Source organism: Streptomyces triticisoli, assembly GCF_003270085.1.
In the GTDB taxonomy this organism is placed as follows: domain Bacteria; phylum Actinomycetota; class Actinomycetes; order Streptomycetales; family Streptomycetaceae; genus Streptomyces; species Streptomyces triticisoli.
In genome coordinates, this window is the sequence record NZ_QFDQ01000157.1 from 1 (window position 1) to 19,563 (window position 19,563).

General features: G+C 70.8%; 22 protein-coding genes and 1 pseudogene. 7 read left to right on the forward strand and 16 right to left on the reverse strand.

Features of this window, described 5'->3' with window-relative positions; all coding sequences use genetic code 11:
• On the forward strand, window positions 1–728 hold a 728-nt coding region (locus tag DEP02_RS21190), incomplete at its 5' end, for a TerD family protein (protein ID WP_198668514.1).
• Window positions 729–776: 48 nt separating this feature from the next.
• Complete coding sequence (locus DEP02_RS21195; RefSeq protein WP_112469261.1) at window positions 777–1,361, forward strand: TerD family protein; 585 nt, start codon at window positions 777–779, stop codon at window positions 1,359–1,361.
• 74 nt (window positions 1,362–1,435) lie between these two features.
• On the opposite strand, the gene DEP02_RS21200 is transcribed toward DEP02_RS21195, so the two are convergent.
• A complete protein-coding gene (locus DEP02_RS21200) occupies window positions 1,436–2,791 on the reverse strand; it encodes a hypothetical protein (RefSeq protein ID WP_112469262.1) in 1,356 nt (451 codons plus the stop codon).
• A 274-nt stretch (window positions 2,792–3,065) separates the two neighbouring features.
• Between DEP02_RS21200 and DEP02_RS21205 the strand changes: the two genes are divergently transcribed.
• Window positions 3,066–4,901: a DUF8508 domain-containing protein gene (locus DEP02_RS21205; RefSeq protein ID WP_112469263.1), complete on the forward strand. Its 1,836-nt coding sequence runs from the start codon at window positions 3,066–3,068 to the stop codon at window positions 4,899–4,901.
• A 64-nt stretch (window positions 4,902–4,965) separates the two neighbouring features.
• On the opposite strand, the pseudogene DEP02_RS21210 reads toward DEP02_RS21205, so the two are convergent.
• The 4 genes and pseudogenes from DEP02_RS21210 to DEP02_RS33580 all read right to left on the reverse strand — a co-directional run.
• Window positions 4,966–5,463: pseudogene (locus DEP02_RS21210) on the reverse strand (DUF3618 domain-containing protein); the annotation flags it as partial.
• Window positions 5,460–5,912, reverse strand: a complete 453-nt coding sequence (locus DEP02_RS21215; protein WP_198668515.1) for a phage holin family protein — start codon at window positions 5,910–5,912, stop codon at window positions 5,460–5,462. The gene DEP02_RS21215 and the pseudogene DEP02_RS21210, both read right to left, overlap by 4 nt.
• A gap of 53 nt (window positions 5,913–5,965) precedes the next feature.
• Window positions 5,966–6,670, reverse strand: a complete 705-nt coding sequence (locus DEP02_RS21220; RefSeq protein WP_112469266.1) for a hypothetical protein — start codon at window positions 6,668–6,670, stop codon at window positions 5,966–5,968.
• Window positions 6,667–6,873 carry a hypothetical protein gene (locus tag DEP02_RS33580; RefSeq protein WP_157977501.1) on the reverse strand — a complete coding sequence of 69 codons (207 nt, stop codon included), beginning with the start codon at window positions 6,871–6,873 and terminating at the stop codon, window positions 6,667–6,669. The genes DEP02_RS21220 and DEP02_RS33580 overlap by 4 nt, the downstream gene beginning before the upstream one ends.
• A 104-nt stretch (window positions 6,874–6,977) precedes the next feature.
• Here DEP02_RS33580 and dapA point away from each other — a divergent pair, with 104 nt between their 5' ends.
• Complete coding sequence (dapA, locus tag DEP02_RS21225) at window positions 6,978–7,895, forward strand: 4-hydroxy-tetrahydrodipicolinate synthase (protein WP_198668516.1); 918 nt, start codon at window positions 6,978–6,980, stop codon at window positions 7,893–7,895.
• 64 nt (window positions 7,896–7,959) lie between these two features.
• On the opposite strand, the gene dapD is transcribed toward dapA, so the two are convergent.
• From dapD to DEP02_RS21275, 10 genes are all read right to left on the reverse strand, one after another.
• The gene (gene dapD / locus DEP02_RS21230) at window positions 7,960–8,949 is read right to left on the reverse strand and encodes a 2,3,4,5-tetrahydropyridine-2,6-dicarboxylate N-succinyltransferase (protein ID WP_112469268.1); all 990 of its coding nucleotides are present in this window, start codon (window positions 8,947–8,949) and stop codon (window positions 7,960–7,962) included.
• Window positions 8,950–9,043: 94 nt separating this feature from the next.
• Window positions 9,044–9,364: a DMT family transporter gene (locus DEP02_RS21235; protein WP_112469269.1), complete on the reverse strand. Its 321-nt coding sequence runs from the start codon at window positions 9,362–9,364 to the stop codon at window positions 9,044–9,046.
• 130 nt (window positions 9,365–9,494) lie between these two features.
• Window positions 9,495–9,827 (reverse strand): metal-sulfur cluster assembly factor, encoded by a 333-nt coding sequence (locus DEP02_RS21240; protein WP_112469270.1) that lies wholly within the window; start codon window positions 9,825–9,827, stop codon window positions 9,495–9,497.
• A complete protein-coding gene (gene sufU / locus DEP02_RS21245) occupies window positions 9,824–10,291 on the reverse strand; it encodes a Fe-S cluster assembly sulfur transfer protein SufU (protein WP_112469271.1) in 468 nt (155 codons plus the stop codon). The genes DEP02_RS21240 and sufU overlap by 4 nt, the downstream gene beginning before the upstream one ends.
• Window positions 10,292–10,302: 11 nt before the next feature.
• A complete protein-coding gene (locus DEP02_RS21250; protein ID WP_112469272.1) occupies window positions 10,303–11,559 on the reverse strand; it encodes a cysteine desulfurase in 1,257 nt (418 codons plus the stop codon).
• The gene (gene sufC, locus DEP02_RS21255; RefSeq protein WP_112469273.1) at window positions 11,556–12,320 is read right to left on the reverse strand and encodes a Fe-S cluster assembly ATPase SufC; all 765 of its coding nucleotides are present in this window, start codon (window positions 12,318–12,320) and stop codon (window positions 11,556–11,558) included. Before sufC ends, DEP02_RS21250 begins: the two co-directional genes overlap by 4 nt.
• A 7-nt stretch (window positions 12,321–12,327) precedes the next feature.
• The gene (locus tag DEP02_RS21260; protein WP_112469274.1) at window positions 12,328–12,651 is read right to left on the reverse strand and encodes a non-heme iron oxygenase ferredoxin subunit; all 324 of its coding nucleotides are present in this window, start codon (window positions 12,649–12,651) and stop codon (window positions 12,328–12,330) included.
• Window positions 12,648–13,832, reverse strand: coding sequence for a Fe-S cluster assembly protein SufD (sufD, locus tag DEP02_RS21265; protein ID WP_112469275.1), 1,185 nt, complete (start codon window positions 13,830–13,832; stop codon window positions 12,648–12,650). The genes DEP02_RS21260 and sufD overlap by 4 nt, the downstream gene beginning before the upstream one ends.
• 83 nt (window positions 13,833–13,915) lie before the next feature.
• Entirely contained in the window at window positions 13,916–15,337 is a 1,422-nt protein-coding gene (gene sufB, locus DEP02_RS21270) for a Fe-S cluster assembly protein SufB (protein WP_112469276.1), read from the reverse strand.
• Window positions 15,334–16,095: a helix-turn-helix transcriptional regulator gene (locus DEP02_RS21275; protein WP_112469277.1), complete on the reverse strand. Its 762-nt coding sequence runs from the start codon at window positions 16,093–16,095 to the stop codon at window positions 15,334–15,336. Before DEP02_RS21275 ends, sufB begins: the two co-directional genes overlap by 4 nt.
• 185 nt (window positions 16,096–16,280) lie before the next feature.
• Between DEP02_RS21275 and DEP02_RS21280 the strand changes: the two genes are divergently transcribed.
• From DEP02_RS21280 to DEP02_RS21290, 3 genes are read left to right on the forward strand one after another with little or no spacing between them, the layout of a single operon-like run.
• Window positions 16,281–17,204 carry an ABC transporter ATP-binding protein gene (locus DEP02_RS21280; RefSeq protein WP_112469278.1) on the forward strand — a complete coding sequence of 308 codons (924 nt, stop codon included), beginning with the start codon at window positions 16,281–16,283 and terminating at the stop codon, window positions 17,202–17,204.
• Window positions 17,205–17,263: 59 nt separating this feature from the next.
• On the forward strand, window positions 17,264–17,980 hold the full coding sequence (locus DEP02_RS21285; protein ID WP_112469281.1) for an ABC transporter permease: 717 nt from the start codon (window positions 17,264–17,266) through the stop codon (window positions 17,978–17,980).
• Between the two features lie 45 nt (window positions 17,981–18,025).
• Window positions 18,026–19,033, forward strand: coding sequence for a COX15/CtaA family protein (locus DEP02_RS21290; protein WP_112469279.1), 1,008 nt, complete (start codon window positions 18,026–18,028; stop codon window positions 19,031–19,033).
• Window positions 19,034–19,143: 110 nt separating this feature from the next.
• On the opposite strand, the gene DEP02_RS21295 is transcribed toward DEP02_RS21290, so the two are convergent.
• Window positions 19,144–19,476: a hypothetical protein gene (locus DEP02_RS21295; protein WP_112469280.1), complete on the reverse strand. Its 333-nt coding sequence runs from the start codon at window positions 19,474–19,476 to the stop codon at window positions 19,144–19,146.
• Window positions 19,477–19,563: the final 87 nt, after the last annotated feature.

The following is a 19,563-nucleotide window of genomic DNA, read 5'->3' on the forward strand; positions in this document are numbered from 1 at the left end:
CTCCGGCCCAGCCGGTCGCCCCGCCGCACCCGGGCACCCCGCCGCAGCCCATGGCTCCGCCGCCGCCCGCCATGCAGCCCCAGGTCACCCCGCCGGCCCCGCCCGCTCCCCCGGCCCCGCCCGCTCCCGCCGCGCCCGCCTTCGGCGCCGGGAAGGTCAACCTCGACAAGGGCCGGGTCAGCCTGCAGAAGAACCAGACCGTGTCCCTGGTCAAGGGCGGCCGTCCGCTGCTCTCCCGGGTCAAGATGGGCCTCGGCTGGGAGCCGGCGTACCGCGGCGCGGACATCGACCTGGACGCCTCCGTCATCGCCTACGGCCCGCAGCGCAACCACATCGACAGCTGCTACTTCGGCAAGCTGACCATTCTCAATGGCGCGGTCAAGCACTCCGGTGACAACCTCACCGGCGAGGGCGCGGGCGACGACGAGGTGATCGTGGTGGACCTCGGGCGCCTGCCCCAGGAGGTGACCGGCCTGGTGTTCACCGTGAACTCGTTCTCCGGCCAGAAGTTCAACGAGGTCGCCAAGGCCTACTGCCGCCTGCTGGACGCCACCACGGAGGAGGAACTGGTCCGCTTCGACCTCACCAACGCCGAGCCGCAGACCGGCGTGATGATGGCCAAGCTCATCCGGCAGTTCACCGGCGAGTGGGAGATGACGGCGATGGGCGACTTCGTCAAGGCCCGCACCGTGCGGAACATGGTGAAGCCGGCCGCCCAGGCGCTGTAGGACAGAATTCGCCTGTTGCCAGTACCTTCACCAGAGGATGAACTACGCATGATCATGCTGACGAAAGAAGACGGCCCGGCGGACCTGGACGGGGTGACCCACATGTCCATCGGGGTCTCCTGGGACCCGACCGCGGGCGCCAGCGGCGGGGTGCTGGGCAAGCTCCGTCGCAAGGCCGGCACCGACCTCGACCTCATCGCCATCGCCATGCAGGGCTCGGAGCCGGTGCGCCTGGCGGGCCTGGACTCCCTGGACCCCATGGGCAACGGCTCGCTGGTGCACAGCGGTGACAACCAGACCGGCCACGGGGACGGCGACGACGAGACGGTGACGGTCGAGTTCGCCCGGATACCGCCCCACATCACCTCGATCGTGTTCGTCGCCTCCGCGTTCAAGAAGAACAGCTCCTTCCAGAAGGCGCGCAACATCAGCTTCAAGGTGTACGACGCGACCGGGGGCAGCTCCCAGCAGGTGGCCGAGATCTGGCCGAGCATGCTCACCCAGGACAACGGCTGCGCCGTGGCCAAGGCCGTGCGGGTGGGCGGGTCCTGGAAGCTGCAGGTGATCAACGAGACGGGGAAGATCAAGCAGGGCGACGAGCACGCCCTGATGCGGTTCGCCATCAGCAAGTGACACAACGTCCGTGGCCCGCACCGGTGTGGTGCGGGCCGCGGGCTCGACCTCCGTACACCGAGCCCGCCGCGGGCTCAACCGCCGTGCGCGGAGCGGGTCTTGAAGGCCGCCTTCCGGGCTTCCTTCGCGATCTTCTTGTCGGGGTGGAGCCGGCCCATCGCCTCCAGCACGTCCGCGGTCTGCGGGTGGTGCACCCGCCAGGCCGCCGCGAAGAAGCCGCTGTGCTGTTCGGCGAGGCCCTTGACGAGGGCGTGCAGTTCCTCGGAGTCGCCCTCGGCCGCCAGTTGCGCGGCCACCGTGTCGATGGTCAGCCAGAAGATCATCTTCTGGGAGGGCGCCGGTACGTCGTCCAGGCCGCGCTCGGTCAGCCAGACCCGGGCCAGCCCGCCCAGTTCGGCGTCGTCGAGCACCTCCCTGAGCGCCGGTTCGGCCTCGGCACCGACCAGGGACAGGGCCTGCTGACAGCGCAGCCGGCGCAGGGGCGCTCCCGGGTCCGTGCCGCGGGCGGCGGCCAGCAACTCCCGTGCGGCGACGACGGGTTCACGGCGGGCGAGCCACTGCTCGGTCTCGGCGTGCGCGGCGGCCGGGGGGAACGCGGCGGTGCCGTCGAGCAGCGCGTCGGCGCCCTTGTCCGCGAAGTCGCCGACCACCGGGGCCGCGTGACCGGCCTTCAGCAGCCGGGCGCGCAGCCCGTACAGTCCGAGCGGGGTGAGCCGCACCATGCCGTAGCGGGCCACGTCGGCCTCGTCGGCCGGCGTCGGCGGCTCCTCCTCGGTGTCCGCCATCACCTCCTCGTCCACCGGCCGGTACGCGACGAGCCCGACCGGTTCGAGGAGCCGGAACTGCTCGTCCAGCCGCATCATCGCCTCGGAGACCTGCCGCAGCATGTCGTCGGTGGGCTCCCCCATGTCGTCGGGCACGAGCACGGAGGCGGCGAGCACGGGCAGCGGCACCAGGCCGCCGCCGGGTCCGCCCTCGCCCACGGTGAGCAGGTAGAGGTTGGCCAGCACCCCGTCGAGGAACTCCGCCTCGCCGCCGGGCCCGCCCGCGTCCGCCAGCACGGACTCCAGCGCGGTCAGCCACACCGCGAGCACGTCGTGCGGCGAGCCGCCGGTCAGCAGGCCCAGGCCGGCGCCGGCCGCGACGGTGCCCGCCTCCTCGTCGGTCGCCTCGACGAGCCCGGTGTCCACGGCGATCCGCCACGCCTGGTTCGTCCGGGCCGCCGCGTCGTCCCCGCTCAGGCCGAGCACCCCGGCCGCGGCGGACAGTTGATCCTCCGCCGGCAGCCCGTCGGCGTCGGCCCGCGTCCCGCCTTCGGCCCAGCGGGCGAGCCGCGCGGCGTGCGACAGCAGCGGGGTGGCGAGCGCGTCCCGGGCCAGCTCCGGTTCGGATGCGAGCCGAACCGGTGGGAGCGGGGACCTGTCTGACATCGGCTGATTCTCCTCATGGACATACGGCCGTACGACTCAGCCGCTCAGCCTAGACGGATTTCCACCCATGCGGCCCGGTTCATCTCCCCTTCACCGGCCGTCCATGGCCGAAACCTTGACAACCGACTGTGCCACACAGGAAATTGACGCGCGTAGAAATTCAGGGGACGGCTGTTCACTGATGTCTGCGCGCCGCCTCCGTCCGCCGGTCGCGGCCCTCGTTCCACGCATCACCCCGTCCCGGCGCTCCCGCACGTCCCCGGAGGGATCCACGTTGCCGAGCAAGTCTTCCGCGCGTCTTGCCGCGCTGACCGTCGCCGCCGTCTGTTCCGCGGCGGTCGCTGCCCAGACGACCGTCCTCACCACTCCCGCGCACGCGGACTCCGTGCGCATCCACGACATCCAGGGCACCACCCGGATATCCCCGTACGCCGGACAGCAGGTCACGGATGTGGCCGGAACCGTCACCGGCGTACGCGGCTACGGCTCCTCCAGAGGCTTCTGGATGCAGGACCCGCGCCCGGACGACGATCCGGCCACCAGCGAGGGCGTCTTCGTCTTCACCAGCTCCACCCCGAAGGTCGCCGTCGGTGACGCCGTCACGGTCAGCGGCACGGTCTCGGAGTTCGTCCCGGGCGGCGCCACCTCCGGCAACCAGGCGATCACCGAGATCACCAAGCCGGACGTCACCGTCGTCTCCAGCGGCAACCCGGTCCCGGCCCCGGTCGTGATCGACGCCAAGTCGGTGCCCGCCGCGTACGCCCCGGCCGGCGACCCCGCCGCCAAGGGCTCGGTCAACGCCCTGCCGCTGCGGCCGTCGAGGTACGCCCTGGACTACTACGAGTCCCTGGAAGGAATGAACGTCCAGGTCTCCGACGCCCGCGTGGTCACCGCCACCAACCCCTACGGCGAGCTGTGGGTGACGGTGAAACCGGACGAGAACCGCAACCGCCGCGGCGGCACGGTCTACGGCTCCTACGACTCCCAGAACACCGGCCGCCTGCAGATCGAGTCGCTGGGCCCGATCGCCGACTTCCCCGTGGCGAACGTCGGCGACACCCTCGCCGGCCCCACCACCGGCCCGCTGGACTACAACCAGTTCGGCGGCTACACGCTCGTCGCCGACCGGCTCGGCACGCTCAAGAGCGGCGGACTGCGGCGCGAGACGACCCGTGGGCAGTCCCCCGGCGAGCTGGCGGTGGCCACCTACAACGTCGAGAACCTCGACCCGTCCGACACCACCTTCGACGCGCACGCCGCCGCGATCGTGCACCATCTGCGCTCGCCCGACATCGTGTCCCTGGAGGAGATCCAGGACAACAACGGCGCCGTCGACGACGGCACGGTCGACGCGAGCGTGACGGTCACCAGGCTGATCGACGCGATCGTCGCGGCGGGCGGCCCGAGGTACGACTGGCGCGGGATCGACCCGGCCGACAAGCAGGACGGCGGCCAGCCGGGCGGCAACATCCGTCAGGTGTTCCTGTTCAACCCCCAGCGAGTCTCCTTCACCGACCGCCCGGGCGGCGACTCGACCACCGCCGCCGGCGTCACCAAGGTGCGCGGCAAGGCGGCCCTGACGGTCTCCCCCGGCCGGATCAACCCGGCCAGTGACGCCTGGCAGTCCAGCCGCAAGCCGCTGGCCGGCGAGTTCGTCTTCCGCGGCCGTACGGTCGTCGTGATCGCCAACCACTTCGCCTCCAAGGGCGGCGACCAGGGTCTGACCTCCCAGTACCAGCCGCCGGCGCGCGGCTCGGAGGTCCAGCGCCACCTTCAGGCGGCCGAGGTGAACTCCTTCGTCAAGGACATCCTGAAGGTGGAGAAGAACGCGGCCGTCGTCACGCTCGGCGACATGAACGACTTCGAGTTCTCCGGGACGACGAAGATCCTCGAGGGCGGCGGCGAGCTGTGGTCGGCGATCAAGTCGCTGCCCAGGAGCGAGCGCTACTCCTACGTCTACCAGGGCAACGCACAGGTCCTGGACCAGATCCTGGTCAGCCCGTCGATCCGGCGCGGCGGCGGCTTCGCGTACGACAGCGTGCACATCAACGCGGAGTTCCACGACCAGATCAGCGACCACGACCCGCAGGTGCTGCGGTTCCGCCCCTAGAGTGCCGGCCGGAGGCCGCCCCCACCTCTCCGGTGGGGGCGGCCTCCGGTCGAAGCCGCTGGGTGCGCGGCCTCAGCAGTCCCGGTTGCGCCGCCGTCACCAGCGCCGCGCCCGCCACGAGCGCGATCATCAGCGGGCGCGGGTTGCGGCGGCACGCCTGGACGGCGTTGTTCACACTGTTCATCGGGGCGCTGTGCCCGGCCCGGCTCGCCGTGTCCTGGACCGTGTGTCCGGCCCGGGACGCCGTGTCCGTGACCGTGTGCCCGGCCCGGGACGCCGTGTCCTGCGCCCGGTGCCCGGCGTGGCTCGCCTTCTCCTGGATCCGGTGGCCGGCCTGCGCGGCGGTGCTGCGCAGCTGGACCGTCATCGCGCCGGCCTTGTCCCTCAGGTCGGCCGCGCGGGCCTTGGCGCGGCCCTTCACATCGGCCTTCGCGGCCAGTTCCTCGACGGTGTCGCCGAGCCGGCTCCTGGTCTCCTCGATCTGCTGCCGCAGCTCGTCGGGGCCTTTCGCGCCGGTGACCGGTGTCGATCCGCCGTCCGCCCCCTGCGTCCTGTCCGTCATCGGTGGTGCGCCCTTTCCTTGATCTCCTCGACATCCGCCCTGACGCTGCCGAGCGTCATCTCCGGCCTGGGCGGTGTGGCGTAGTGCAGCTGGGCGCGACCGGTCAGGGCCAGCACGCCCGCGATCGCGAACAGCGCACCCGTCACGATGAGCGCCGCGGCCCACACGGGCAGCGCCAGCGAGATGGCGGCGACGCACGTGCCGGCCAGCGCGATCAGCCCGACGTAGCCGATGGCGCCCGCCGCGCCCAGCATCCCGCCGCCGCGCCCCATACGGCGCCCCTTCTGGGTCAGTTCCGCCTTGGCGAGGGCCATTTCCTGCCGGATGAGCAGGGAAAGCTGTTCAGTGGCCTGGTGGACGAGTTCGCCCACCGGGCGCTCGCCCGCCGAGTGGCCGCGCACCGTGCGGTGCTGCTCACTCGCAGGCCTCGCATCGATCGTCCCGGTCACGGTGTCCCGCCTCCTCTCGGTACGGAACATCCGGGTACCCCGTGACGGCCTCACTACCCCCTGCTCGCGCCTCCGGGTCCGCGTTCGCCGAGGCGGGCCAGCTGGGCCTGGAACCAGTCGAGCCTCGCCTGCAGCAGGGCGGCCTCCGCGACGAGTTCGGGCACACCGAGCCCGGAGGGAAGGCCCGGCCCGCCGGGCGGGGCGGCTCCCGGCTGCGGCAGGCCGCCGCCCGCCACGACCCGCAGCCCCTCCCCGGCCAGCCGGGCGAAGCCGGTGAGCGTCACGGAGGTACGACCGCGCACGCACCCCGGGCAGACGGCGGCCAGCGCCCGCCAGCCGGGCCTGCCCCAGCCCGCGTCGGCCAGCGCGGAGGCGGGCGCGCCGCACGCGCACGGTCCCGCCGTCGCGGTGCGCACCCGCTGACGGGCGTAGCGGAAGCCGCGCTCGAAGCGGATGTAGGCGCCGAGGACCGTGACCTCCAGCAGGACGGCCGTGCGGTGCCCGGCCGTGCACAGCAGGGCCTCGGCGTCGGCGCGTACGTGCACGCAGTGGAAGCCGCAGTCGCACAGGCGGGCGGGCGGCCGGTGCCGGCGGCCGTAGACGCAGGACGCGTCCGCCAGGACGCCGTACGGCAGCGCGCCGCCGAGCGACACACCGGTGAAGCCGGCCCGGGTGCCGTCCTGGAACAGCATCGGGTGGGCGATCTTGTATCCGGTCGGCGGCTCCGTCGGGCGTTCCGCGGGCAGCCGCAGCCTCATCGGGCGGCCGGGACCTCTTCGGGCGCTTCGGTCTGCGGCTCCTGGGTCTCCTCGGGAAGTCCGGGGGCTTCCTCTTCGGAGACCGGCGGCTGCTCCTGCGCGACTCCGGTGGCCAGTGCCTTGCCGAGCTTCATGACGCCTCCCATGAGCTGCCCGTTGGTGACCTCATGCCCATGGTGGCCCATGACGGGCGGGTTCGGCATCAGGAACCTGTGGGACCACGCCACCGCACGAAGAAGCATTGCTTACCGATACGCAGTAGGAGAATTAAGTGGAGCTGTGCGACCGGGCAGCCGAGACTGCTCCCATGACAACCTCGGCCTCAGAGACTCCCGCCCCTCCCTTCGGCCGCGCCCTGTGCGCCATGGTCACGCCCTTCACCGCCTCGGGCGCACTCGACCTCGACGGCGCCCGGCGACTCGCCGAGCGGCTGGTGGCCGAGGGCTGCGACGGTCTCGTACTCAACGGCACGACGGGCGAGTCGCCGACCACGACGGACGCCGAGAAGGCGGCGCTGGTGCGGGCCGTGCGGGAGGCGGTCGGGGAGCGGGCCTCGATCGTCGCGGGCGTGGGCACCGCCGACACCCGGCACACGGTCGAGCTGGCGCTGGGGGCGGAGAAGGCGGGCGCCGACGGGGTGCTGGTGGTCACGCCGTACTACAGCAGGCCGCCGCAGGACGCCGTGGAGGAGCACTTCCGCACGGTCGCGGACGCCTGTGGGCTGCCGGTGGTCCTGTACGACATCCCCGGCCGCACCGGCACCCGCATCGAGCCGGAGACGATGCTCCGGCTGGCCGCTCATCCCCGGATCGTGGCGGTCAAGGACTGCTCCTACGACTTCCTCGGCACCCAGAAGGTGCTGGCCCGCACCGAGTTGGCGTACTACGCGGGCTGCGACGAGCACATCCTCGCCCTGTACGCGGTGGGCGGCGCGGGCTACGTCAGCACGGTCGCGAACCTCGTCCCGCGCCAACTCCGCTCCGTGCTGGACGCGTTCGACGCCGGTGACACCGCACGGGCGGCCCGCCTGCAGCAGCAGGCCACGGAACTCGTCGAGTTGACGATGTCCGCCGGTCTGCCCGGCACGGTCACCGCGAAGGGCCTGCTGAACGCCCTGGGCCTGCCCGCGGGCCCGGTCCGCGCGCCGCTGCGGCCCGCGTCCCCGGAAACGGTCGCGGCTCTGCGGGCGGCCTACGAGCGGCTGGTGGCGGAGCAGTCCTCTTAGCAGCGGCCGGCAGAGAAGGCGGGGCACCCTCGGGAGGGTGTCCCGCCTTCTCTGTTCCGCCCTGTCAGTTGTGGCTGTGCAGGACCTCGTTCAGGCCGCCCCAGACCGCGTTGTTGGGGCGGGCCTCGACCACGCCGGTGACCGAGTTGCGGCGGAAGAGGATGTGGGAGGCGCCGGAGAGGTCGCGGGCCTTAACGATCTCGCCGTCGGGCAGGGTCACACGGGTGCCCGCAGTGACGTAGAGGCCGGCCTCGACCACGCACTCGTCGCCGAGCGCGATGCCCACGCCCGCCTGGGCGCCGATCAGGCAGCGCTCGCCGACGGAGATGATCACGTTGCCGCCGCCGGAGAGCGTGCCCATGGTGGAGGCGCCGCCGCCGATGTCCGAGCCGTCGCCGATCACGACGCCGGCGGAGATACGGCCCTCGACCATGGAGGTGCCGAGGGTTCCGGCGTTGAAGTTGACGAAGCCCTCGTGCATCACGGTGGTGCCCTCGGCGAGGTGCGCGCCGAGGCGGACGCGGTCGGCGTCGGCGATGCGGACGCCCTTGGGGGCGACGTAGTCCGTCATGCGCGGGAACTTGTCGACGGAGGTCACCTGCAGGTGCAGGCCCTCGGCGCGGGCGTTGAGGCGCACCTTCTCGACGTCGTCGACGGCGACCGGGCCGAGCGAGGTCCAGGCGACGTTGGCGAGGAAGCCGAAGATGCCGTCCAGGCTCAGTCCGTGCGGCTTGACCAGGCGGTGGGAGAGCAGGTGCAGGCGCAGGTAGACGTCGTGCGCGTCGACCGGCTTCTCGTCGAGCGAGGCGATGACCGTGCGGACCGCGACCACCTCGACGCCCCGGCGGGCGTCCGGCCCGATCGCCGCGGTCGCGCCGCCGCCGAGCAGCTCCGCGGCCCGCTCGGCGGACAGCCGCTCGGTGCCGGCCGGGCCGGGCTCGGCCCTCAGCTCGGGCGCGGGGAACCAGGTGTCGAGAACGGTGCCGTCGGCGGTGATCGTGGCAAGGCCGGCGGCCACGGCGCCGGTGGTGCGAGGAGCAGTCGTGTCGGTCATAGAAGGAAACCTAACCCGCCCTCGCGCGCACCGGCGAACCGGTGCCGTCACCGTCTCATGTGCCGATCGGCACGGCCGGGCTCCCGCCCCCGGATCAGTGGGCGCCGCCCAGGTTCAGCACCACCACCCCGCCGACGATCAGCACGATCCCGGCGACCTTGGACAGGGTCAGCGCCTCGCTGAAGAGCACCAGGCCGATCGCGGCCACGGCCGCGGTGCCGACGCCGGACCAGATCGCGTAGGCCGTGCCGATGGACAGGGTCTTGAGGGTCTGGGCGAGCAGCCCGAAGGAGATCACGTAGCCGACGACCGTCACCAGTGAGGGCCCGAGTCTGCTGAAGCCCTCGCTGTACTTCATGGCGGTCGTGGCGACGACTTCCGCGACGATGGCAGCGGCGAGCAAGAGGTATCCCATGCAGGGAGCCTAGAGAGCGCGGCACAGGGGCGTGTGCACAGGGGGATGAGCGTCCGCCGGGCACGGGAAGCGGCGCACGGGAAACGGCGAGGCCCAGCGGACCTCGCCGTTTCCCGTGCGTACGTGGATCTCAGACGTTGAAGCCCAGCGCCCGCAGCTGCTCGCGGCCGTCGTCCGTGATCTTGTCCGGGCCCCACGGCGGCATCCAGACCCAGTTGATGCGCAGCTCGTTGACGAGGCCCTCCGTGACGGACTTGGCCTGGTCCTCGATGACATCCGTCAGCGGACAGGCCGCCGAGGTCAGGGTCATGTCGATGGTCGCGATGTTCGACTCGTCGACGTGGACGCCGTAGATCAGTCCCAGATTGACGACGTCGATGCCCAGTTCGGGGTCGACGACGTCCATCAGGGCCTCCCGGACCTCCTCCGCCGAGGCCGGCTTCATCTCCACGGTCTCGCTCATGCCGTCTTCCTTTCGGCGTCGGCGCCGTCCAGTGCCTGGGCCGTCGCGTCCTTCCAGGCCATCCAGCTCAGCAGGGCGCACTTGACCCGGGCCGGATACTTGGACACCCCGGCGAACGCCACCGCGTCCTCCAGGACGTCCTCCATCGCGTCGTCGGGTTCGATCTTTCCTTTGGACTGCATCAGCTCCAGGAAGGTCTCCTGGATCCTCTGCGCCTCGGCCAGCTCCTTGCCGACGAGGAGTTCGTTCAGTACGGAGGCCGAGGCCTGGCTGATGGAGCAGCCCTGGCCCTCGTACGAGACGTCTTTGATCGTGGTGCCGTCGTACTTCACGCGAAGCGTGATCTCGTCACCGCACGTCGGGTTCACGTGGTGCACCTCGGCGTCGCCATCCCGCAAGCCCCGCCCGTGCGGGTGCTTGTAGTGGTCCAGGATGACTTCCTGGTACATCGAGTCCAGCTTCACGCGTCAGCCCCTCATCCGAAGAAGTTCCTTACGTGCTCCAGGCCGTCGACCAGTGCGTCGATCTCGGCCGGCGTGGAGTACAGATAGAACGACGCTCGCGTGGTCGCAGGAATTCCGTACCGCAGGCAGACGGGCCGCGCGCAGTGGTGGCCCACGCGCACCGCGATGCCCTGCTCGTCGAGGACCTGGCCCACGTCGTGCGGGTGGATGTCACCGAGGGTGAAGGAGATGGCGGCCGCGCGGTCCTCGGCCGTGGCCGGGCCGATGATCCGGAGGTCGGGGACCTCCGTCAGCCGCTTCACCGCGTACTCGGTGAGCGCGTGCTCATGGGCGAGGATCTTGTCCATCCCGATCGCGCTCAGGTAGTCGACCGCCGCGCCCAGCCCGACCGCCTGCGCGATCGGCGGGGTGCCCGCCTCGAACTTGTGCGGGGCGGGGGCGTACGTCGACGAGTGCATCGAGACGGTCTCGATCATCTCGCCGCCGCCGAGGAACGGAGGCAGGTCCTCCAGGAGTTCCTGGCGGCCCCAGAGCACGCCGATGCCGGTCGGTCCGCACATCTTGTGGCCGGTGAAGGCCACGAAGTCGGCCTGCAGGGCCTGCACGTCCAGCGGCATGTGCGGGGCGGCCTGCGAGGCGTCGAGACAGACCAGGGCACCGACCTCCTGCGCCCGGCGCACTATCGCCTCGACCGGGTTGAGGGTGCCGAGGATGTTGGACACCAGCACGAAGGAGACGATCTTCGTCTTCTCCGTGATGATCTCGTCGATGTTCGACAGGTCCAGACGGCCGTCGTCGGTCAGGCCGAACCACTTCAGCTTCGCGCCCGTGCGCTGCGCCAGCAGCTGCCAGGGAACGATGTTGGAGTGGTGCTCCATCTCCGTGATGACGATCTCGGTCTCGTGGTCCACACGGTAGGGCTCGTCGGCCCAGCCGAGCATGTTCGCCACGAGGTTGAGCGACTCGGAGGCGTTCTTGGTGAAGATCACCTCGTCGCGGCTGGGCGCGTTGATGAACGCGGCGACCTTGTCGCGCGCGCCCTCGTACAGCGCCGTGGCCTCCTCGGCGAGCACGTGCACACCGCGGTGGACGTTGGCGTTGTAACTCTCGTAGTACTCGCTCAGGGCGTCCAGCACCTGGCGCGGCTTCTGCGAGGTCGCCGCGTTGTCCAGGTACACGATCTTCCTGCCGTCATGGACCACTCGGTCCAGGAGGGGGAAGTCCTTGCGGAGCGCCTCGGTGTCGAGGAGGCCCGGCAGCTGTGTCACGCGGATGCGCCACCCTTCACGTACGCCTCGTAGCCCTCGTTCTCCAGCTTGTCCGCGAGCTCCGGGCCGCCGGACTCGGCGATGCGGCCGTCGGCGAAGACGTGGACCTGGTCGGGCTTGATGTAGCGCAGGATACGCGTGTAGTGGGTGATCAGCAGGGTGCCGACCTGGCCGTTCTCGCGGACCCGGTTCACGCCCTCGGACACGACGCGCAGGGCGTCGACGTCCAGACCGGAGTCGGTCTCGTCGAGCACCGCGATCTTCGGCTTGAGCAGCTCCAGCTGAAGGATCTCGTGGCGCTTCTTCTCACCGCCGGAGAAGCCCTCGTTGACGTTGCGCTCGGCGAAGGCGGGGTCCATGTTGAGACGCTCCATGGTCTCCTTGACCTCCTTCACCCAGTGGCGCAGCTTCGGGGCCTCGCCGCGGATCGCGGTCGCGGAGGTGCGCAGGAAGTTGGAGACCGAGACGCCGGGGACCTCGACCGGGTACTGCATGGCCAGGAACAGGCCCGCGCGGGCGCGCTCGTCGACGGACATCTCCAGGACGTCCTCGCCGTCCAGGGTGACCGTGCCACTGGAGACGGTGTACTTGGGGTGGCCGGCGAGGGCGTAGGCGAGGGTCGACTTGCCCGAGCCGTTGGGGCCCATGATGGCGTGCGTCTCGCCCTGCTTCACGGTGAGGTCGACGCCCTTGAGGATTTCCTTCGTGGCGTTGTCGGCCTCGACGGTGACGTGCAGGTCTCGGATTTCAAGCGTTGCCATGGGTGCCTCAGGACTCCTGGGTGAGGGAGACGAGTACGTCGTCCCCTTCGATCTTTACGGGGTATACGGGGACGGGGCGCGTCGCGGGAAGCGTGTCGGGCTTGCCGGAGCGGAGGTCGAAGCGCGAGCCGTGCAGCCAGCACTCGATGTGGCAGTCGTCGACCTCGCCCTCGGCGAGTGAGACGTTCGCGTGCGAGCAGATGTCGTGGATCGCGAACACCTCGCCGTCGGTGCGCACCACGGAGATGGGCGTGCCGTCGAGCTCCACCCGCTTCGGGGTGTCCTCCTCCAGCTCGTCCAGTCCGCAGACGCGTACAAAGGCGGGACTCATGCGACCGCTGCCTCCAGCTCCTCCTCGATCTTGGCGATCAGACGCTCCTGCAGGTCCGCGACGCCGATCTGCTGGACCAGCTCGGCGAAGAAGCCGAGGACCACCAGGCGGCGGGCCTCCTGCTCCGGGATGCCGCGGGCCATCAGGTAGAAGAGCTGCTCGTCGTCGAAGCGGCCGGTGGCGGAGGCGTGACCGGCGCCGACGATCTCGCCGGTCTCGATCTCCAGGTTCGGCACGGAGTCGACCCGGGCGCCGTCGGTCAGCACCAGGTTGCGGTTCATCTCGTAGGTGTCGGTGCCCTCGGCCTGGGCCTCGATCAGCACGTCGCCGATCCACACCGCGTGCGCGTCGTCGCCCTGGAGCGCGCCCTTGTAGACGACGTTCGACTTGCAGTGCGGGACGTTGTGGTCGACCAGGAGGCGGTGCTCCTGGTGCTGGCCGGCGTCGGTGAAGTACAGGCCGAACAGCTCGGCCTCGCCGCCGGTGCCGGTGTAGGCGACGCGCGGGTGCAGGCGGACGAGGTCGCCGCCGAAGGTGACCACGAAGGACTTGAAGGTGGCGTCCCGGCCGATCAGCGCGTTGTGCTGGCCGACGTGGACCGCCTTGTCGTCCCAGTCCTGGATGGAGACGACCGTCAGCTTGGCGCCGTCGCCCAGGATGCAGTCGACGTTGGCGGCGAGCACCGCGTCACCGGTGTGGTCGATGACGACGACGGCCTCGGCGAAGGCCCCGAGCTCGATGACCTGGTGGCCGTAGGCGACCCCGCCCTCGCCGTGCACCGCGATGCGGATCGGCTCGGTCAGGACGGCCTCCTTGGGGACGGTCACGACCGAGGCCTTCTCGAAGGAGGAGTAGGCCTGGGCGGCGACGCGGTCCACCGGGGTGCCCGCCTTGCCGAGCCGCGCGTCGTCGCGGCCGACGGTCTCGACGGTGACGCCCTCGGGGGCCTGGACGTCCACCTTCACGCCCTCGCCGGTGGCGGTCGCGGTGCCGTCGTGCAGACCGCGCAGTCGCTCCAGCGGGGTGAACCGCCACTCCTCCTCGCGGCCGTGCGGGACCGGGAAGTCCCCCACGTCGAAGGAGGGCGGCGCGCTCATGCGCGTGGCGACGGTCGACTCGGCGGCCACCGCGATCGAGCCGGCGGTGGCGGAACCCACCGGGATATTCTGGGCCTCAGCCATGGCTGTCGTATTGCTCGCTTTCCGTTACGTATGGGCTTGAGAGGGGACGGCGGGCCGGAGTCGCCTCCGGCCCGGGTCGGTGCTTAACCGACCGCGCCCTCCATCTGCAGCTCGATCAGCCGGTTGAGCTCCAGCGCGTACTCCATGGGCAGCTCCTTGGCGATCGGCTCGACGAAGCCGCGCACGATCATCGCCATCGCCTCGTCCTCGGACAGACCGCGGCTCATCAGGTAGAAGAGCTGGTCCTCGGAGACCTTGGAGACGGTGGCCTCGTGGCCCATGGACACGTCGTCCTCACGGACGTCGACGTAGGGGTAGGTGTCCGACCGGGAGATCGTGTCGACGAGCAGCGCGTCGCACAGCACGTTCGACTTCGACCCGGCGGCGCCCTCACCGATCTCGACCAGGCCGCGGTACGACGTACGGCCGCCGCCGCGCGCCACGGACTTGGAGACGATGTTGGAGGACGTGTGCGGCGCCATGTGGACCATCTTGGACCCGGCGTCCTGGTGCTGCCCCTCGCCCGCGAAGGCGATGGAGAGGGTTTCACCCTTGGCGTGCTCGCCCATCAGGTAGACGGCCGGGTACTTCATCGTCACCTTGGAGCCGATGTTGCCGTCGACCCACTCCATGGTCGCGCCCTCGTAGGCCACGGCGCGCTTGGTGACCAGGTTGTAGACGTTGTTCGACCAGTTCTGGATGGTCGTGTAGCGGCAGCGGGCGTTCTTCTTGACGATGATCTCGACAACGGCGCTGTGCAGCGAGTCGCTCTTGTAGATCGGCGCGGTGCAGCCCTCGACGTAGTGCACGTAGGCGCCCTCGTCGACGATGATCAGGGTCCGCTCGAACTGGCCCATGTTCTCCGTGTTGATGCGGAAGTAGGCCTGGAGCGGGATCTCCACGTGGACGCCCGGCGGGACGTAGATGAAGGAGCCGCCGGACCACACGGCGGTGTTCAGCGACGCGAACTTGTTGTCGCCGACGGGGATGACGGTGCCGAAGTACTCCTTGAAGAGCTCCGGGTGCTCCTTCAGGGCGGTGTCGGTGTCGAGGAAGACGACGCCCTGCTCCTCCAGGTCATCACGGATCTGGTGGTAGACGACCTCCGACTCGTACTGCGCGGCGACACCGGCGACCAGGCGCTGCTTCTCCGCCTCGGGGATGCCGAGCCTGTCGTACGTGTTCTTGATGTCCTCGGGCAGGTCCTCCCAGGACTGCGCCTGCTTCTCCGTGGAGCGCACGAAGTACTTGATGTTGTCGAAGTCGATCCCCGACAGGTCCGAGCCCCAGTTCGGCATGGGCTTCTTCTCGAAGAGCCGCAGACCCTTCAGGCGCAGCTTGGTCATCCACTCCGGCTCGGACTTCTTCGACGAGATGTCGCGGACGACCTCCTCGTTCAGACCGCGCCGGGCGGAGGCTCCGGCCTCGTCGGAGTCGGCCCAGCCGTATTCGTACTTGCCCAGGCCCTCGAGTTCGGGGTGGGCAGTCTCCATGGGGAGAGTCATGCGGGGTTCCTCCCGGCCGTGCTTGTGGGTGCGTTGTCGCTTCGGTGATCGTTCTGGGACATCTTGGGGATGTACGTCGTGCAGACGCCGTCGCCGTGCGCGATGGTCGCCAGCCGCTGGACGTGCGTCCCCAGCAGCTCGGCGAAGACTTCCGTCTCCGCCTCGCAGAGCTGCGGGAACTGCTCCGCGACGTGGGCCACCGGGCAGTGGTGCTGGCAGAGCTGCTCACCCTTGTGCGGGAGGGGCGCGCTGCGCGCCGTAGCAGCGTACCCGTCCACACTGAGGGCCTTCGCCAGCGCTTCCGTCCGCTCGTCGGGGCCGGCCGCCTCGATCGCCTTGCGGTACGCGCTCGCCTGGGCGGCGACGCGGGCCCGGGCGAAGGCGGCGACCGCCTCCGGTCCGCCTCCCTGCTCGGCGATCCAGCGGAGCGCGTCCACGGCGAGCTTGTCGTACGACTGGTCGAAGGCGTCCCGGCCGCCGTCGGTGAGCGCGAAGACCTTGGCGGGCCGGCCGCGCGTCCGCGCGCCGTACACCCGCTGCTCCCGCGCCTCGACGACACCGTCGGTGACCAGGGCGTCCAGGTGGCGCCGTACGGCGGCCTGGGTGAGCCCCAGCCGTCCGGCCAGCTCGGCGACGGTCGACGGGCCGTGGTCCAGGATGGACCGCGCGACCCGGTTGCGCGTGGAGCGCTCCCCAGTCACGAACTCCTCCTGCGGGACCCCCGCGGGGGGCTCCCGAACCTCGCCGACGTTTTTCACAACACCATTGTTGCGTAATTCCTCGGAGAGTGACAAGCGACGCTGCTCCGGACGGGCGTGCACTACGTCACTTAGGGTTACCTAACCCGATCTGCGGGAGCGATCCGCGGAGCGATCTCCGGTCGGTCCGGAGACGCCGCACCCGCGCGTCAGGGCACCCGCGCCGGTCCCTAGACTCAGGGACCATGCGAAGTGAGCCCGTGGTTCAGGTTCAGGCTCTGGTGAAGCGGTACGGCGCGAAGACCGCGGTGGACGGCCTCGACCTGGTGGCCCAGGCGGGTGTGACCGCCGTACTCGGTCCCAACGGCGCGGGCAAGACGACGACGGTCGAGACCTGCGAGGGGTACCGGCGGCCGGACTCCGGCACGGTACGCGTCCTGGGCCTCGACCCCGTCAGGCAGTCGGCCGCGCTGCGGCCCCGGATCGGCGTGATGCTGCAGTCCGGGGGTGTGTACTCGGGGGCGCGGGCGGACGAGATGCTGCGGCACGTCGCCAGACTGCACGCGCACCCGCTGGACGTGGACGCCCTCATCGAACGGCTCGGGCTCGGCAGCTGCGGGCGGACCCCCTACCGACGGCTGTCCGGCGGGCAGCAGCAGCGGCTGGCGTTCGCCATGGCCGTCGTCGGCCGGCCCGAGCTGCTCTTCCTCGACGAGCCGACCGCCGGACTCGACCCCCAGGCCCGCCGGACCACCTGGGACCTCGTGCGCGACCTGCGCGCCGACGGCGTGTCCGTGATCCTCACCACGCACCACATGGAGGAGGCCGAACAGCTCGCCGACGACGTCGCCATCATCGACGCGGGCCGGGTCATCGCCCAGGGCTCCCCGGAGGAGCTGTGCCGCGGCGGCGCCGAGAACACCCTGCGCTTCACCGGCCGCCCCGGGCTCGACGTGGGCTCGCTGCTCAAGGCGCTGCCCGCCGACTGCACCGCCGCCGAGCTGACCCCGGGCGCCTACCGGGTCGTCGGCAAGGTCGACCCGCAACTGCTCGCGACCGTGACGTCCTGGTGCGCGCAGAACGGGGTGATGCCGGACCGGATCTCGGTCGAGCGGCACACACTGGAGGACGTCTTTTTGGAGCTGACCGGCAAGGAGCTGCGCTCGTGACCCTCGTCACCGGTACGGGTGCGTACACCCCGAAGCCCGGCGCCGCCCCGCTGCCCCGCATGATCGCGGCGCAGGCGGCGCTGGAGACGAAGATGCTGCTGCGCAACGGCGAGCAGCTGCTGCTGACCGTCGTCATCCCTACGCTGCTGCTGGTGCTGTTCAGCTCCGTGGACATCGTGGACACCGGCGCGGGCAGGGCCGTGGACTTCCTCACCCCCGGTGTCCTCGCTCTGGCCGTGATGTCGACGGCGTTCACCGGGCAGGCCATCGCGACCGGCTTCGAGCGGCGCTACGGCGTGCTCAAGCGGCTGGCCGCCTCGCCGTTGCCGCGCTGGGGGCTGATGACCGCCAAGACGGTGTCCGTGCTGGTCACCGAGGTCCTGCAGATCGTGCTGCTGACCGTGATCGCCTTCGCGCTGGGCTGGTCGCCGCAGGGCAACCCGTTCGCCGTGCTCCTGCTGCTGGTCCTCGGCACGGCCGCCTTCTCCGGGCTGGGCCTGCTGATGGCGGGCACGCTCAAGGCCGAGGCGACCCTGGCCGCCGCCAATCTGGTCTTCCTGCTGCTGCTGGTCGGCGGCGGCGTGGTCGTACCGCTGGAGAAGTTCCCGGCCGGCGCGCAGGACGTGCTGGGGCTGCTGCCCATCTCGGCGCTGTCCGGCGGGCTGCGGGACGTGCTCCAGCACGGCGCCGGGATGCCGTGGGGCGACCTGGGGATCCTCGCCGTGTGGGCGGTGGCGGGCCTCGCCGCCGCCGGAAAGTTCTTCCGCTGGGAGTAGGGCGTGATGGACCCTCGTGAAAGCGTGCACAAGCGGCGGCCTACGATGGGAAGCGTGCCGAACCTGACCCGCGCCGACGCCGTATCCGCCGTGCGCAACCCCCTCGCCTTCATCGCCGCGCGCTGGACCCCGCACCCGAGGACCGTCCAGCGGGCGGCCCTCTCCGCGCTCGTCATGGCGGTCGTCATCGTCGTCACCGGCGGCGCGGTCCGTCTGACCGGTTCGGGCCTCGGCTGCCCGACCTGGCCCAAGTGCACCGATGACTCGCTGACCACCACCAGCGAGATGGGCCTGCACGGCGTGATCGAGTTCGGCAACCGGCTGCTGACGTACGTGCTGTGCGCCGCCGTCGGCTGGGCGATCGTCGCCGCCCGCTCCCAGAAGCCGTGGCGGCGCAGCCTCACCCGGCTGGGCTGGGTGCAGTTCTGGGTGGTCATGGGCAACGCGGTGCTCGGCGGCATCGTCGTCCTCGTCGGCCTGAACCCGTACACCGTCGCCGCGCACTTCCTGCTCTCCTCGGCGCTGATCGCGGCCGCCACGGTGATGTGGCAGCGCACCCGCGAGGGCGACACGGCACCGCGCCCGCTGGTCGGCAAGCCGATCCAGCAGCTGGTGGGGTTCCTCGTCCTCGCGAGCGTGCTGCTGATCGCGGTGGGCACGGTGGTGACCGGCGCCGGGCCGCACGCGGGCGACTCCCAGGAGGTGCCCCGTATCCCGATCGACTGGCAGACGGTCGCCAAGCTGCACGCCGTGCTGGCCTGGATCGTGGTCACGCTGACGTTCGCCCTGTGGTTCATCCTCAAGGCCGTCGACGCGCCGAAGGGCCCGCTGGCGCGGACCCGTGAACTGTTCCTGATCCTGCTCGCCCAGGGCGCCCTGGGCTACACCCAGACCTTCCTGCACCTGCCCGAGGTCCTGGTGGGCCTGCACATGCTGGGCTCGTGCCTGATGTGGATCTGGGTACTGCGGGTGCTGCTGTCGCTGCGTGAGCGCCCCGAGGCAGTGACCGACCTGCCGGGCCCGGCCGCCGAGCCCACCCTGACGAAGGCCTGACGAAGGCCCGACGAAGACTCGACGAAGGCCTGAAATCGCTCAGGGCCTGTCCGGCACGATCCGCCGGACAGGCCCTGTCCTGTGCGTGGCCCGAGGCGCGGGGCTCCGGTTCAGCCGTTCTTCGGGCCGCCGATCTGGAGGCCCGCCATACGGCTCCACTCGTACGGGCCCGTCCTCACCTTGCCCGCGAACTCGCCGTCGAACGTCTCGTGGACGGTGATCCCGGACTTCTCCACCGCCGCCCTGGCGATGTCGTAGGTGGGGGCCACGAGGTCGCCCCAGGTGCCGTCCTCGCCGACGAGGACGATGCGGGCGCCGCGCTGTCCGAGGTATGCGACCTGGCCCTCGGCGCCTCCGTGGGCCGTGGAGAAGGAGCCGATCTGCTGGGCGAGGCGGGCCGCCTTGCGCTCGGCCTTGGGGTCAACCTGCTGCGTGTCTGCCATGGTCAGGATGCTACCGGCGAGTAGATCAAACGGCGACGGGCGGGGCGGGTGGCCTTGACCACCCGCCCCGCCCGGAGACCGTATGGA

Coding starts and splice junctions, on each gene's coding strand:
- DEP02_RS21195 (WP_112469261.1), top strand. CDS start 777: ATGATCATGCTGACGAAAGAAGACGGCCCGGCGGACCTGGACGGGGTG.
- DEP02_RS21200 (WP_112469262.1), bottom strand. CDS start 2,791: ATGTCAGACAGGTCCCCGCTCCCACCGGTTCGGCTCGCATCCGAACCG.
- DEP02_RS21220 (WP_112469266.1), bottom strand. CDS start 6,670: ATGAGGCTGCGGCTGCCCGCGGAACGCCCGACGGAGCCGCCGACCGGA.
- DEP02_RS33580 (WP_157977501.1), bottom strand. CDS start 6,873: ATGCCGAACCCGCCCGTCATGGGCCACCATGGGCATGAGGTCACCAAC.
- dapA (WP_198668516.1), top strand. CDS start 6,978: ATGACAACCTCGGCCTCAGAGACTCCCGCCCCTCCCTTCGGCCGCGCC.
- dapD (WP_112469268.1), bottom strand. CDS start 8,949: ATGACCGACACGACTGCTCCTCGCACCACCGGCGCCGTGGCCGCCGGC.
- DEP02_RS21235 (WP_112469269.1), bottom strand. CDS start 9,364: ATGGGATACCTCTTGCTCGCCGCTGCCATCGTCGCGGAAGTCGTCGCC.
- DEP02_RS21240 (WP_112469270.1), bottom strand. CDS start 9,827: ATGAGCGAGACCGTGGAGATGAAGCCGGCCTCGGCGGAGGAGGTCCGG.
- sufC (WP_112469273.1), bottom strand. CDS start 12,320: ATGGCAACGCTTGAAATCCGAGACCTGCACGTCACCGTCGAGGCCGAC.
- DEP02_RS21260 (WP_112469274.1), bottom strand. CDS start 12,651: ATGAGTCCCGCCTTTGTACGCGTCTGCGGACTGGACGAGCTGGAGGAG.
- sufD (WP_112469275.1), bottom strand. CDS start 13,832: ATGGCTGAGGCCCAGAATATCCCGGTGGGTTCCGCCACCGCCGGCTCG.
- sufB (WP_112469276.1), bottom strand. CDS start 15,337: ATGACTCTCCCCATGGAGACTGCCCACCCCGAACTCGAGGGCCTGGGC.
- DEP02_RS21280 (WP_112469278.1), top strand. CDS start 16,281: ATGCGAAGTGAGCCCGTGGTTCAGGTTCAGGCTCTGGTGAAGCGGTAC.
- DEP02_RS21285 (WP_112469281.1), top strand. CDS start 17,264: ATGATCGCGGCGCAGGCGGCGCTGGAGACGAAGATGCTGCTGCGCAAC.
- DEP02_RS21290 (WP_112469279.1), top strand. CDS start 18,026: ATGGGAAGCGTGCCGAACCTGACCCGCGCCGACGCCGTATCCGCCGTG.
- DEP02_RS21295 (WP_112469280.1), bottom strand. CDS start 19,476: ATGGCAGACACGCAGCAGGTTGACCCCAAGGCCGAGCGCAAGGCGGCC.